Origin of the sequence: Hahella sp. HN01 (assembly GCF_018986435.1) — a bacterium.
In the GTDB taxonomy this organism is placed as follows: domain Bacteria; phylum Pseudomonadota; class Gammaproteobacteria; order Pseudomonadales; family Oleiphilaceae; genus Hahella.
The window spans coordinates 114420-126870 of sequence record NZ_JAHMIN010000019.1 but is presented as its reverse complement, the minus strand read 5'-3'; the positions used below and the strand labels follow the sequence as shown (position 1 = coordinate 126870).

Annotated in this window: 13 protein-coding genes; 11 read left to right on the top strand and 2 right to left on the bottom strand. The window is 52.6% G+C overall.

Features of this window, described 5'->3' with window-relative positions; all coding sequences use genetic code 11:
• The first annotated feature begins 24 nt into the window (after positions 1-24).
• Positions 25-720, top strand: a complete 696-nt coding sequence (locus tag KP814_RS18770; protein ID WP_216738195.1) for a hypothetical protein — start codon at positions 25-27, stop codon at positions 718-720.
• Positions 721-757: 37 nt separating this feature from the next.
• On the opposite strand, the gene KP814_RS18765 is transcribed toward KP814_RS18770, so the two are convergent.
• Positions 758-1321, bottom strand: a complete 564-nt coding sequence (locus KP814_RS18765) for a TetR/AcrR family transcriptional regulator (protein ID WP_216738194.1) — start codon at positions 1319-1321, stop codon at positions 758-760.
• Positions 1322-1449: 128 nt separating this feature from the next.
• Between KP814_RS18765 and KP814_RS18760 the strand changes: the two genes are divergently transcribed.
• The 8 genes from KP814_RS18760 to katG all read left to right on the top strand — a co-directional run bounded on the left by KP814_RS18760 (position 1450) and on the right by katG (position 9297).
• Entirely contained in the window at positions 1450-2100 is a 651-nt protein-coding gene (locus KP814_RS18760; protein WP_216738193.1) for a glutathione S-transferase family protein, read from the top strand.
• Positions 2101-2286: 186 nt separating this feature from the next.
• Complete coding sequence (locus KP814_RS18755; RefSeq protein ID WP_216738192.1) at positions 2287-3159, top strand: ABC transporter substrate-binding protein; 873 nt, start codon at positions 2287-2289, stop codon at positions 3157-3159.
• A gap of 118 nt (positions 3160-3277) precedes the next feature.
• Positions 3278-4279 carry a hypothetical protein gene (locus tag KP814_RS18750; RefSeq protein ID WP_216738191.1) on the top strand — a complete coding sequence of 334 codons (1002 nt, stop codon included), beginning with the start codon at positions 3278-3280 and terminating at the stop codon, positions 4277-4279.
• Between the two features lie 148 nt (positions 4280-4427).
• Entirely contained in the window at positions 4428-4754 is a 327-nt protein-coding gene (locus KP814_RS18745) for a helix-turn-helix transcriptional regulator (protein ID WP_216738190.1), read from the top strand.
• Positions 4751-5251, top strand: coding sequence for an SRPBCC domain-containing protein (locus tag KP814_RS18740; protein WP_216738189.1), 501 nt, complete (start codon positions 4751-4753; stop codon positions 5249-5251). Before KP814_RS18745 ends, KP814_RS18740 begins: the two co-directional genes overlap by 4 nt.
• Before the next feature lie 103 nt (positions 5252-5354).
• Positions 5355-5906, top strand: a complete 552-nt coding sequence (locus KP814_RS18735) for a pyridoxamine 5'-phosphate oxidase family protein (RefSeq protein ID WP_216738188.1) — start codon at positions 5355-5357, stop codon at positions 5904-5906.
• A gap of 451 nt (positions 5907-6357) precedes the next feature.
• Entirely contained in the window at positions 6358-6879 is a 522-nt protein-coding gene (locus tag KP814_RS18730) for a hypothetical protein (RefSeq protein WP_216738187.1), read from the top strand.
• 240 nt (positions 6880-7119) lie between these two features.
• A complete protein-coding gene (katG, locus tag KP814_RS18725; protein WP_216738186.1) occupies positions 7120-9297 on the top strand; it encodes a catalase/peroxidase HPI in 2178 nt (725 codons plus the stop codon).
• A 90-nt stretch (positions 9298-9387) separates the two neighbouring features.
• Here the strand turns inward: katG and KP814_RS18720 are convergent, their stop codons facing one another.
• A complete protein-coding gene (locus KP814_RS18720; protein ID WP_216738185.1) occupies positions 9388-9696 on the bottom strand; it encodes a hypothetical protein in 309 nt (102 codons plus the stop codon).
• 297 nt (positions 9697-9993) lie between these two features.
• Between KP814_RS18720 and KP814_RS18715 the strand changes: the two genes are divergently transcribed.
• A complete protein-coding gene (locus KP814_RS18715) occupies positions 9994-11895 on the top strand; it encodes an Ig-like domain-containing protein (protein ID WP_216738184.1) in 1902 nt (633 codons plus the stop codon).
• Positions 11896-11998: 103 nt separating this feature from the next.
• Positions 11999-12310: a hypothetical protein gene (locus tag KP814_RS18710; protein WP_216738183.1), complete on the top strand. Its 312-nt coding sequence runs from the start codon at positions 11999-12001 to the stop codon at positions 12308-12310.
• Positions 12311-12451 lie beyond the last annotated feature (141 nt).

The following is a 12451-nucleotide window of genomic DNA, read 5'->3' as shown; positions in this document are numbered from 1 at the left end:
GCGTTCCTGCCAAAGGATAGAGTTATGGCCTTTGACTCTAATAAGTTAAAGAGTTTATATGATGAGCTTTCCTCACAGAGTGGGATGCGTGTTATTGAGTTTCAGATCAGCCTTGAAAGCCTATTTGGTCAGATACGGTCAATACAAGATATCTATGACTACAGACTTGGGAGAAAGCCTTGGAAGAAACTACGAGATGAGGTGATGCCAGTTTCTCGTTTTTTGAAATTCACAAATATTAAGGCCGACTATGTTCAATTTCCATTGAATAATAAAGTGCCAGATTGTTGGTTGCTGTTTAAGGACGGCTCTAAGAGGGGTATAGAAGTTACCCTTGAAAGAGGAAAAGAGAGGTTTTACTTGGCTGATGAGTTGAATGAAGTTGGTGAGGCCCCTGGTTTTATGGGGGTTCAAGATGATGCTCCTGAGGTTGAATTTGAACAAAAGAGGCGAGCAGCTGAACGTAATATGTATTCAACAGATCAGGCGCTTGATGCTTTTAAAAAGGGAATTTCTCGTTGTTTTAAGAAAAAAGGTGACGAGAAGAAATACAAAAATATATTCTACTTGATTCTCGATGCTGATTTGGAAGTTCTTCCCAGGAATAAATGGGATGTCATAAAAGCCGATCTATCTATGATGGCTGTTAATCTTCCATTTAAAGAGGTTTATGTAATTAATAATAGCTCTGAAAATATATTTGGTATTCATATAAAATAGACCGAGCGCAGTATTTAATTGAGTTGATGTAAACTCACTATACTTTCACCAAAGCCGCCTCCCGGCACACTTCCAATAACGATCCCGCCAGTTCTTCATCATTAATCGCCCGGGCGATGGCCATGCCGCCGATCATGACGACGGCTGTGCGCAGGGCTTGTTGTTCCGATGCGGCGTCTTCTGGGTTCAGGTGTTGTTGTAGGGCGTTGACGAAGCCTTTGAAAACTCGGGTGTAGGTGTCGCGTACTTGTTCTTCTCGTTGTGCGATGTCGGTGGTGAGGAAGGCCAGTGGGCAACGCACTTGTTCTCCCTGGCGATGTTCCAGGCTCAGGTAGCCATTGACCAATGCCTCTAGCTGTGGCGGCTGATTCTCGTCGGGGTGCAACATGGCTCGGCCCTGCAGGGCCGAGGTGACGATAGCCTCTGCGTAAAGCTGGGTCTTGGAGGAAAAGTGGGCGTAGAAAGCGCCGCGGGTCAGGCCGGCGTCGGCCATGACGTCGTTGATTCCCACCTTGTCGTAGCCGTTGAGGGCGAACAGTCGCGCTGCGCTGTCCAGAATTCGCTCTCGGGTTTGTTGCTTGTGCTCGGGGCTCCAGGGCATATGTTGTTCTCTCTAGGGAAGGTTCAGTGGGAAATCACAGAGTAAGTTAGTCAAAAAATATGTTCTTGATCATATTGTGTTGAAGGCTAGCATGTTGTCGGACACTAACAAAGACAGGAAATTCGATAATGAGCGCACAAGTACATATTTTTGGACCGCAATTCAGCACCTTTGTTCGTACCGTCATGTTGTGCTGCGAGGAAAAAGGCGTTTCCTATAGCCATGGCTTCAGCATCAATGGCGAAGAGGTTGAGTACAAAGGCGAGCGACACCTCAACATCAATCCCTTCGGTAAGGTGCCGGTGCTCATTCATGGTGATCGCAAGCTGTACGAAACAGCCTCCATTTGTCGTTATCTGGACGCGCAGTTCGAGGGGCCCGCATTGCAACCGGAAGACCTGTATCAGCGGGCGTTGGTGGATCAATGGTCTGCGGCGATCTCTTTGTACGTCGATCAGGCGATTGTGCGCGAGTATCTGACGGAGCTGGCGTTTCCTAAGGGCGAAAACGGTGAAGTGCGTTGGAATAAGGTGTCTGAGGCGCAGCCAAACGTTATCAAAATGCTGCAGATATTGGCGGCTCAATTGGGCGACGCTGCGTTTATCTGCGGCGAGCAATACACTATCGCCGACGCCCTGATCACGCCTATGCTGGATTATCTTTCCAACCTGCCGCAAGCCGCTGAATTGATCGCGCCAGACTCAACGCTAAGTGCTTATGTCGGGCGCATGAGACAACGCCCAGCCGCCAAAACTGTGCTGACAGCGATGGCGCGATAGACCAGTAACTTTACAGTAAGACGCGACGCCTTAAACGGGGAGTGAATGTTCCCGGGTTCTGGCGTCGTTGACATTATGAAGGGCTCAGTATGAATGACTCAGTCGTTCCGCCGGGCTGATCGCGGACTATACTCAAGGAGGAGGCCAAAATAGAAACTGCAGGACGGAATAGTGAGGAGGCGCAGGATGCTGACAAAGACTCACACAACCACCATATTCCTGTTGGCGACGATCTTATCTCTCTCCGCGTCAGGCGCAGATAAAACAGTCACGCTCACCAATGGCGAATGGACGCCTTATACCTCAGAAACCCTCAAACATGGCGGGGTGTTTACGCATATCGTCACCGAAGCTTTCGCGCTGTCGGGATATAAAGTGGAATATCAATATCATCCCTGGAAACGCAGCTATCAATTGGCGCAGGAAGGGAAAGCCGATGGTTCGTTGACCTGGGCTCCCACGCCGGAGAGGGAGCGGGACTTTATTTTTTCCGACGCCGTCACCTATAACAAGAAGGTGATATTCCACCTGAAAAGTTTTGATTTTGACTGGAAAAACATCGATGACCTGGTCGGGCTGCGTATTGGCGGCACTGACGGCTACACCTACGGCGAAGCGTTTGATAATGCGGCCAGGGCGGGACGGATATCTGTGGAATATGTCGTTTCCGACAAGCTGAATATACGAAAGTTGCTGGCGGGTCGGATTCAGGTTTTCCCCATGGAGATTGAAGTCGGTTATTCCCTGATCAGTCAGGAGCTATCGCCGGTGCAAACCTTACTTATCACGAATCATCATCGCCCGATAATGGAAACGCCTATCTGCGTCGCCATTTCCCGAAAGATTGATCCTGACCGAGCGAAACTGATACTGAAAGCCCTCAATGACGGCCTGGAAAGTCTCCGAAACTCCGGGCGCTACGAAGAAATGCTGTGGCAGTCCCGCATCGGAAAATACCGGCTTAAGAACAATACCCGTTCTCCTGGTGAAAGCGTTGAGATTCCTGGGCTGTCAAAAAATGGAGACAGACTGAGTGGACGAGTGGCGGCGGCTTTATAAACTGATCTAGCGCTTTTGGCGGATATTAAAAGCGCGCGACTTTCCCATAGAATCAAGCCTCATCAGTAAGAATTACTCCTTCAAATCAAGCTGTTTAAAGTGTTAAGGATAATTGCGAATGACAGTGTTCTACTACCAATCATTTAATTCAAACGCCAGTAAAACCCGAGACGCCATCGCAGCCTTGTCGCAGTCACATGCGCGCAGCACGCATGACAAAATGGCTTCGGGAGAAATCTTGACCGCCCGCAAAAGACCGGCGCCAGACGACGGAGATGATTCCGGTCCGCCCAAGAAAGTGGCGAAGCTGGCCGCGCCCACCGCTAATGGCGCGTCGCCGACAATTCCTGTTTTTGGTCCGCCCATGCGTTTGTTTATGGAGCCGGCAGGGGCCATGAACAAAGGCTCCCTGACGGTCGTGCAGTTTCAATCACTGGTGCAGGGCAAGGCGCGTGAAATCCATCAGGATGTGATCAGGTCCATCGGGGCTCCTATAGATCTGGGGGTATTTGGAGAAATCGACGGCAACCATTCCGACTGGAATTTCCTGAAGGATCACTTTGGAGACCTGCAACACGCCGTTTCAACGGGAAAAGCCTGCAATAGTTTTAGCGTCTATGACTGCGCAAAGCTCAAAGCCGAAATAATCGGGTCGGGGGATGGCTGGATAGCGGTTAAGAAGGACTGGATCAACATTGCGTTTGTACATGTTCCCAACGCCATCGCTAAAGATAAAGCGCGCGTCCAGCAGTTTTACCGGGATATCAACCAGGCCTTCATGTCAAAAGGAAAAGGGGGATTGGATATTGTGATGGGAGACACTAATCAGAGCAGCCGAGGATTTACCGCGACGGCGATCTCCGAAGCGCTTGATATCCCATTCACCAATGCCGGCGACTCACACGAATTCACTACCGCCGATACCCATGACAATCTCTTTCACGGCACGAACAGCAACGGTAAGGATGTCTACGATGTCGCTGTTTACAATACACGCTCGATAGATTTCAAAAAGTTCGACTATATCTCCCAGGCGGCGACTTCCACCAACTCCGCGGTGGCTTTCACCGATCATATGGGCATGGCGATTTCCGTCATGAAGAGAATTCCCTTCGTATAAAAAACAGATGGGCGGCAACCGAATGGGGAGCCGCCCGTCGCCCAATCTTTCTCCGTGAGACTGCATAAATTTTCATCATGCGCCATTGCGCAACCAAAAAGTTGCGCATATACTTGCAACCGAATAGTTGCATAATTGTTGCGATACCATGAAACGAGATATTTTCCAGGCGATCGCCGATCCGACACGCAGAGCCATTATGGTGTTGATCGCCGCGCAGGGCATGACGCCCAACGCCATCGCCGATCATTTCGAAATGACCCGCCAGGCGACATCCAAGCATATTCAGATCCTCAATGAATGCGGTCTGGTGACGCAGCAGAAGCAGGGGCGGGAAATTATTTACCAACTCAGGCTGGAAAAAATGCAGGAAATTGACGTTTGGCTGGAGCAGTTCCGTAAGCTGTGGGAAGACCGGTTCAGCCAGCTCGATGCGCTGTTAAACACCCTCAAATCAGGAGATAGAGAGCCATGAACGCGAATCTTCAGTTCGACTTCCTCGTTGATAAGGAAAACAATACCATTACTGTCAAAAGAGAGTTTCAAGCGAAGCGTCAACTGGTCTGGGATTGCTATACCAAAAGCGAGCTGCTTGACCAGTGGTTTGCCCCCAAGCCGTTCACGACGAAAACCAAAACCATGGATTTTCGCGAGGGCGGTTGCTGGCACTACGCCATGATCGATCCGGAGGGAACTGAGTACTGGGGAAGGTTGGACTATCAAACCATCCGTCCCATTGAAAACTACACTGCGCTGGACGGCTTCAGCGACGCTACTGGTGAAGTTAACCCCGCCATGCCGCGCTCCAAGTGGGACGTCACCTTTGAAGATAAGGCCGGGCATTCGCTGGTTCACACTGTCATTGCTTACAACACCCTGAAAGACCTGGAAACGGTGATTCAGATGGGCATGAAAGAAGGACTGACCTCCACATTGGAGCGACTGGACGAGTTGTTGTTAACTTTCAAGTAAGCGTCCATGCGAACTTCAAGTATAGTGTGATGAAAAACCGGAAACAGCCTGCTGGCTTGCTTCCGGTTTTTGCGTATCAGGACAGTAAAAAGGAACAGACAGAATGGGGCAGCAGTTTTCAGAAATTTCAGACAAATTGACGCAGTTTATCCAGGAACAAAAGCTGTTTTTCGTGGGCACCGCCGCCCGTGAGGGCAGGGTGAATATTTCTCCCAAAGGCATGGACTCTTTGCGGGTGCTTGGCCCTAATCGCGTCATCTGGCTGAACGTCACGGGCAGCGGCAATGAGACCTCGGCGCATATTCAGGAATGTCCCAGAATGACCGTCATGTTCGCTGCATTCGAAGGCAATCCTTTGATTCTACGCCTGTACGGCGAGGCCAAAGTGATTCATAGAAATGACCCGGAATGGGAAGAACTGTTCGCCCATTTCGGTCCGATTCCCGGCGCCAGACAAATCTTCGACCTGAATGTCGACCTGGTGCAATCCTCCTGCGGCATGGCCGTTCCTTTTTACGACTACGTCGAAGACCGTGAACTACTGAAAAACTGGGCCGCCAAGAAAGGCGACGAGGGCATCAAAGACTACTGGAAGCAGAAGAACGACGTCAGTCTGGACGGCAAAGAAACGCATATTGTTGAGAAGGGTGTTTGATAGGCGTTAGGCGATGATGATATCCGCCTCGTCATCAGGAGAGCCGACGAAGTCTGAGTAGTGCTCGTGCTCCCGATCTCGTTTTCGCAACTGTGTCTTTCTGTTGCTTTTGTGGGTTTATTGTATTGATTGTTTGGCCGGGCACATAGCGCGACTGGTTAGGACTGTCGGCCGGGTAGCGGCTTCGGGCGCGGCGTTTGGCGAATAGGGGGCGTCGATGATGGCGTTTTTGGGTGGAATCTGGGAGGTTTGCGCGTTCTCACTAATCGAACTATATATTTTTGGGGCTGCGCGCTCCGGCCGCAGGTCTGGGTTATCGATTGTCCGGACCGCGCGTAAAGGGAAGCGCGGCTTATCCATTGATTAGTGTGAGTTGATCAGGAAGTTTACTGCGCATGATCGTGGCGGGGTTGCTTCCGATAATATGCAGCACCACGGAGGATTACTCGACATGACATGCAAGAATGAGAAGCAAGGCGCGGTGCATAGCGGCCTGTGCGACGTCACCTATCCCTGCACCAGAATCGCTTCTTCCACAGATATTCGCGCCACGCACCAACGGGACTGCTCACTGGGAGGCGGATTCGTCGCTTTGGGCGATGTTCACCAGACATTGGGTTATGAGGCCAGCATGGACCTTATCAACCTGGACGACCTGATCAAATTTATCGATAACCGCGCCAAATTCGGCACCTATTGCAATATTCCCAAGTCTCGCGGTCGCGCTCACTTTTGCGTGGATAAAGGACGTCGAACCGTTGAGGGGCGGCGTTTGTCCTGGCTGTGGGTGTTTCCCGACGGGAATGTGCGTCCCGCCCATAAAATTCTGACTGACAACCCCACTTACGTGTGGACCAAACAGCAAATAATCGACGCCTATCGCGCAGCCAATAATCCGGGGTTGCCCATGTTCACCCGTCACGTGGACAAGCATTCGGAACTGGCGATTACCTTCTGTCTGCCGTTGCCGTAAAGGCGCGGCGCCACACTCATCAAATCCAGATCGCCGCTGACAGCGTATTTATCCAAGCCGGGTGAATACGCTGTCATGCACGCCCCAACCAGCCTTAAACGCTAACTCTGCTATCCTGTGACTGATAATAGCTATCGTTATGATCGAGAACCTATATTGGTCAACTCAACTGCGCACGTACTATAACTGAATCACTGGACGAGACCTGTTAATAGCTTGAATACGAATGGAGAGAACGCAATGTCTGATAGCAAATGTCCCTTTCATCACGCGCCAGCGGAGGGAACATCGAACCGGGATTGGTGGCCCAACCAGTTGCGGCTCGAAATCCTCCACCAGCGCTCTTCTTTATCTAATCCGCTGGGTGAGGAATTCAACTACGCGGAAGCTTTCAAAAGTCTGGATCTGGCGGCGGTAAAGCGGGATCTGACTGCACTGATGACTGACTCTCAAGACTGGTGGCCCGCGGACTTCGGCCATTATGGTCCCTTGTTTATTCGCATGGCGTGGCACAGCGCCGGCACTTACCGCACTGGCGACGGCCGTGGCGGCGGCGGAACCGGCAATCAACGCTTCGCCCCTCTGAATAGCTGGCCGGATAACGTCAATCTGGACAAAGCGAGACGCTTGCTGTGGCCGATCAAACAAAAGTACGGGCAAAAGATTTCCTGGGCGGATCTGATGATTCTCGCCGGCAACGTGGCGCTGGAGTCCATGGGCTTCAAAACCTTTGGTTTCGGCGGCGGGCGTGCGGATATCTGGGAGCCGGAGCAGGATATTTACTGGGGCGCCGAGAAAACCTGGTTGGACGACAATCGCTATTCCGGCGATAGAGACCTTGAGAATCCATTGGCCGCCGTGCAAATGGGCCTGATCTACGTGAACCCGGAAGGCCCCAACGGCAACCCAGACCCCATTGCGGCGGCCAAAGACATTCGCGAAACCTTTGCGCGCATGGCGATGGATGATGAAGAAACTGTGGCGCTGATCGCCGGCGGACACACTTTCGGTAAAACCCACGGCGCTGGCGATGCGGCGAATGTGGGGCCGGAACCGGAAGCGGCGGGCCTGGAAGAGCAAGGCCTGGGATGGCGCAGCAGCTATGGCTCCGGTAAAGCCGGCGACGCCATCACCAGTGGCCTGGAAGTGACCTGGACGGAAACGCCGACCCAATGGAGCAACAACTTCTTCGAAAACCTGTTCGGTTACGAATGGGAGCTGACCAAGAGCCCCGCTGGCGCTCATCAATGGGTTCCCAAAGGCGGCGCTGGCGCGGATAAAATTCCCGACGCCCATGATTCCTCGAAGCGTCACGTTCCGACCATGTTGACCACGGACCTGTCGCTGAGATTTGATCCCGCGTACGAGAAGATCTCAAGACGGTTTTATGAGAACCCAGATCAGTTCGCGGACGCTTTCGCTCGCGCCTGGTTCAAGCTGACCCATCGGGATATGGGGCCGCGCGCACGCTACCTTGGACCGGAAGTGCCTGCCGAAGAGTTGATCTGGCAAGACCCGATTCCAGCAGTGGATCACCCTCTGATTAACGACCAGGATATCAGCGCGCTGAAGAGCAAGATTCAGGCGTCAGGGCTGTCCGTCGCACAGATGGTGTCCACCGCCTGGGCGTCCGCCTCCACGTATCGTGGCTCTGACATGCGCGGCGGCGCCAATGGCGCGCGTATTCGTCTGGCGCCGCAGAAAGAGTGGGAGGTCAATCAGCCTGACCAGTTGGCGCAAGTGTTGAAAACCCTTGAAGGCATCCAGAGTGAGTTCAACAATGCGCAATCCGGCGGCAAGAAAGTCTCACTGGCGGATATGATTGTGCTGGCGGGTTGCGCTGGCGTTGAGAAAGCTGCGCAGAACGCCGGACATAACATCAAGGTTCCATTCTCACCGGGGCGTATGGATGCCTCGCAAGATCAAACCGACGTTGAAGCGTTCGAGGTGCTGGAGCCTATTGCGGATGGATTCCGTAATTACACGAAGGGCAAATACGCCGTGTCGGCGGAAGAGTTACTGGTGGACAGAGCGCAACTGTTGACGCTCACTGCGCCGGAAATGACGGCGCTGATCGGCGGCATGCGCGTTCTCAACACCAATGTCGGCCAGAGCAAACACGGCGTCTTCACTCAGCGGCCTGAATCGTTGACCAATGACTTCTTCGTTAATCTGCTCGATATGGGCACAGTCTGGAAAGCGACCTCCAAAGAGGAGGATATGTTTGAAGGGCGTGACCGAGTAACGGGAGAAGTGAAATGGACCGGCACGCGGGTGGACCTGGTGTTCGGCTCTAATTCGCAGCTCAGAGCCTTGGCTGAAGTGTACGCCAGTTCTGATGCGCAGGAGCGCTTCCTGAAAGACTTTGTCGCCGCCTGGAGCAAAGTCATGGACCTGGATCGCTTCGACTTGGCGTAACCAGAACAAGCCTTTCGCTGCAAACGCGGATTTAAACGCCTGCCCGACATCGGGCGGGCGTTTTTCGTTAGACAGGGTTTGCTTATTGTTTTAAGCAGTGCGCTTTTCGATCCAGGCAATGGCGGCGCGACAATTCCAGAGCCGCTCCTTATCCTGCATCGCGATCTCAGCGGCAGTCATGCTACCCGGCTTATGCTCAAGAAGTGACTCCAAACGGGTTCTCTCAACCTGTAACGCCGCCAAAACAGGGCCGTTGTCGCAGGTGAGCAGCAGCGCTGTAATCGCCTTGATGGTTTCCTCTTGGGAGGATTCGGCGGACTGGGAGAAAGGGTTGTCGGTGACGGCGAGGCAATTCGCCACCTGGCGCTGAAAGTCCTCGTCATTGTCCTTCGTGTGCATACTTCAATCTCCGCCTTGGCTATTGAGGAGCCTCTGAAAATGGTCAGTCTCTGAAGAGGGGACGGCAATCTGTTTCGATGCGTTCTGCACCCGCCGACACTACTCTTGCAAAGAGTTCACAGAATGTAAAAAAACATCAACAACGTCTACCTAAGCGACGGCCTGAATGCATCTATAATTGTCTGCATCTGGCGAACGTCCGTCGTTAGACTTCTAATAAAACCAAAAACGAAGCCTGGGGAGCAATTGCCGCTATTACGTTCAGGACACCCACATTTTTCAGGAGGAATAATGCTCATGTCGAATTACTCACGCGTTTTGATTTCAAACCTTCTATGGCCATTGCTATGGTTACTGGCCAGTACGTCTTTGCAGGCCGCTCCCCAGGCGTCAAACGTCAGCTATGTCACAGCAATTAATACGTCTCTGGACATCAGTCTGGATAGTCTGAGCTCCAGTCAGGAAGGGTTTAAGTTTGGCATTGTCGCGCCGCCGTCTCACGGTGCGCTCAGTCCTTTGGGCCCTGTGCCAGGGCAGTCTGCGGACGGCGCCAGATGGCGGTATACGCCGCAGACGGATTTTGTCGGCGTCGATGTGTTTGAGTTCTACATTCAGGATCAACAGGGGGAGAGGGCGCAGGCCCGAGTGACGGTTTCCACGGAAGATGGGGCGATCAACCGCTATGTTTTTTCTCCCGGCAATGGCTATAACGGCGTCTCGCATATGTATGGCCCTTATGTGGCGGATGCGGTGTATGGCGCTGGCAAACCGATTAACTTCCCCTATATTCAGCCCGGAGATCGTATCGAAATTGCGCCGGGAACCCGCAGCAAAACACTGCGCATCTGGGGTTTGCAAGGAACCCCTGAGCGCCCTATCGTGATCATCAATCAAGGCGCGGTGGAACTGGGCAAGGGCGGTCACACCATTGAACTGGACGCCTGCAAATATGTGCAGATCATGGGCGTGGGCGATGATGATCTGGATACAGGCATTCATATTCATGGCGGGGCGACCAAAGGCATTCGCATGGGGGAAGCCTATACGCAGCACATTGAGCTGGCCTATCTGGAGATCGATCATACCGTTATGGCGATCAGCTTCGGCAGCAAATATCCCCTGGGCGCTGCGCCGCCCACCGATGGTATTCACATCCACCACAATGATATTCACGACATCTCCGAAGAGGCCTTCTATCTTGGCAAAGCCGCAGACCAGGGCGGCGGCGCTTACTCCACCACTCATGACCTGACGGTCGCCTACAACCGGCTGCGTGACATTGGCTATGAAGGTATTCAGATTCGCGGTCTGCGCGGCGCCAACAATCGCATTCACCATAATGAAGTGATCAATACTGGCTGGTCCCATGACGGCGGACCCAACGACATGCACGGAATCTATGGCTATGACGTGCATCAGGTGAGCATCTACAACAACCTGATAAAAGGATCGGACCGCGCTGGCGTCTATATCAAAGAGTATGAGGACACCAACGACTCTCACTTCGAGGTTTTCAATAACCTGATTATCGACTCCGGTCGCGCGGATAACGGCAAAGGGCAGGGCATATTGATTTCTGCAGGCCACAGCGCGAATCTCTACAACAACACTATTGTGGGTGCGCGCGAATACGGCATTAGTTATTACAGCGACCTGGACAGCGCCCATATCGCCAACAATCTGCTGGTGGATATTCAGGATCTGATCAGCCCCATTCGCGATATAGGCAACCTCAGCATCCTGGTGGAAGGCAACCAGTTTTACGCTGATCCGGTCCAAGCGCAGTTCGTGAACGTTGCACAGGACGATTATCGGGTGGCGGCGACTAATGCCGACATCGTGGACAACGCGACGCCGCCTCTGATTGCATCGTCGGATTACGCCGACCATCCTCGTCCAGGCGGTCCCGCGTCAGATATAGGCGCGCACGAAAACCAGCTGCCGGTCTCATGGGATCAGACATTTGTTTATCCATCATCAGGTACGCTCAACGGGACGCTGGCGGGCTATGACCCCGAAACCGACGCAATCGCCTACGCGGTGGCGACGCCGCCACAGCATGGGAGCGTGACGCTACAGGGCGCTGACTTTATCTATGTCGCTGATCCAGGCTTCCCGGGGCAGGATCAGTTTACGGTGGAGCTGAGTGATGGAGTGGGGCGGTCGACTTTGGCGACGGTCAGTATCGCAGGCGAATAGACTGAGTTTGCTGTACGCTGGACCCGATATGACGCCCGGCGTTGTATCGGGGCCGCTCTGTATAAAGTTGAGGCCTCGCCAACGTTTTTCAGAGGTTCCTTAGATGACAGACAGTATTGAATATAACGGACGCACAACAGATAGAAAAAGCGCCATCGAGTCCGTTGAACGAGCGCTATTGCGCCATGGCGATTGGGGAAGTTACGGCGACTTCTCCAAACCGCTGAATGAGTTATCGGACGAATATAAAATAACCATTGAAGAACGGCCTGACAGTTTTTCCGTCACATGCATTTCCGTCATTCCCAATAGTGGTTTTGAAGTTTCTTTTTCTGTTTTAAAGAAAGACCTGTCTATCGATTTGCATAGCGTTGTAATTGGCGTTGATTGCCCGCCGCCAGATATAGGCGAATAACCGCTTTAATTCCCTGTCTTACGCTATAAATCGCCGCCCTTCATGCGCCCATGTTGTGGTACTCTACGCAGCCGTTGATATCCATCGCGTTACAAGTAAACAAGTCAAGGAAATGCGGCTCTGATCTATGTATTGGAGATT

What these genes read in the sequence shown, in the direction of transcription:
- KP814_RS18770 (WP_216738195.1), top strand. Translation starts at nt 25, where the DNA reads ATGGCCTTTGACTCTAATAAGTTAAAGAGTTTATATGATGAGCTTTCC.
- KP814_RS18765 (WP_216738194.1), bottom strand. Translation starts at nt 1,321, where the DNA reads ATGCCCTGGAGCCCCGAGCACAAGCAACAAACCCGAGAGCGAATTCTG.
- KP814_RS18760 (WP_216738193.1), top strand. Translation starts at nt 1,450, where the DNA reads ATGAGCGCACAAGTACATATTTTTGGACCGCAATTCAGCACCTTTGTT.
- KP814_RS18755 (WP_216738192.1), top strand. Translation starts at nt 2,287, where the DNA reads ATGCTGACAAAGACTCACACAACCACCATATTCCTGTTGGCGACGATC.
- KP814_RS18750 (WP_216738191.1), top strand. Translation starts at nt 3,278, where the DNA reads ATGACAGTGTTCTACTACCAATCATTTAATTCAAACGCCAGTAAAACC.
- KP814_RS18745 (WP_216738190.1), top strand. Translation starts at nt 4,428, where the DNA reads ATGAAACGAGATATTTTCCAGGCGATCGCCGATCCGACACGCAGAGCC.
- KP814_RS18740 (WP_216738189.1), top strand. Translation starts at nt 4,751, where the DNA reads ATGAACGCGAATCTTCAGTTCGACTTCCTCGTTGATAAGGAAAACAAT.
- KP814_RS18735 (WP_216738188.1), top strand. Translation starts at nt 5,355, where the DNA reads ATGGGGCAGCAGTTTTCAGAAATTTCAGACAAATTGACGCAGTTTATC.
- KP814_RS18730 (WP_216738187.1), top strand. Translation starts at nt 6,358, where the DNA reads ATGACATGCAAGAATGAGAAGCAAGGCGCGGTGCATAGCGGCCTGTGC.
- katG (WP_216738186.1), top strand. Translation starts at nt 7,120, where the DNA reads ATGTCTGATAGCAAATGTCCCTTTCATCACGCGCCAGCGGAGGGAACA.
- KP814_RS18720 (WP_216738185.1), bottom strand. Translation starts at nt 9,696, where the DNA reads ATGCACACGAAGGACAATGACGAGGACTTTCAGCGCCAGGTGGCGAAT.
- KP814_RS18715 (WP_216738184.1), top strand. Translation starts at nt 9,994, where the DNA reads ATGTCGAATTACTCACGCGTTTTGATTTCAAACCTTCTATGGCCATTG.
- KP814_RS18710 (WP_216738183.1), top strand. Translation starts at nt 11,999, where the DNA reads ATGACAGACAGTATTGAATATAACGGACGCACAACAGATAGAAAAAGC.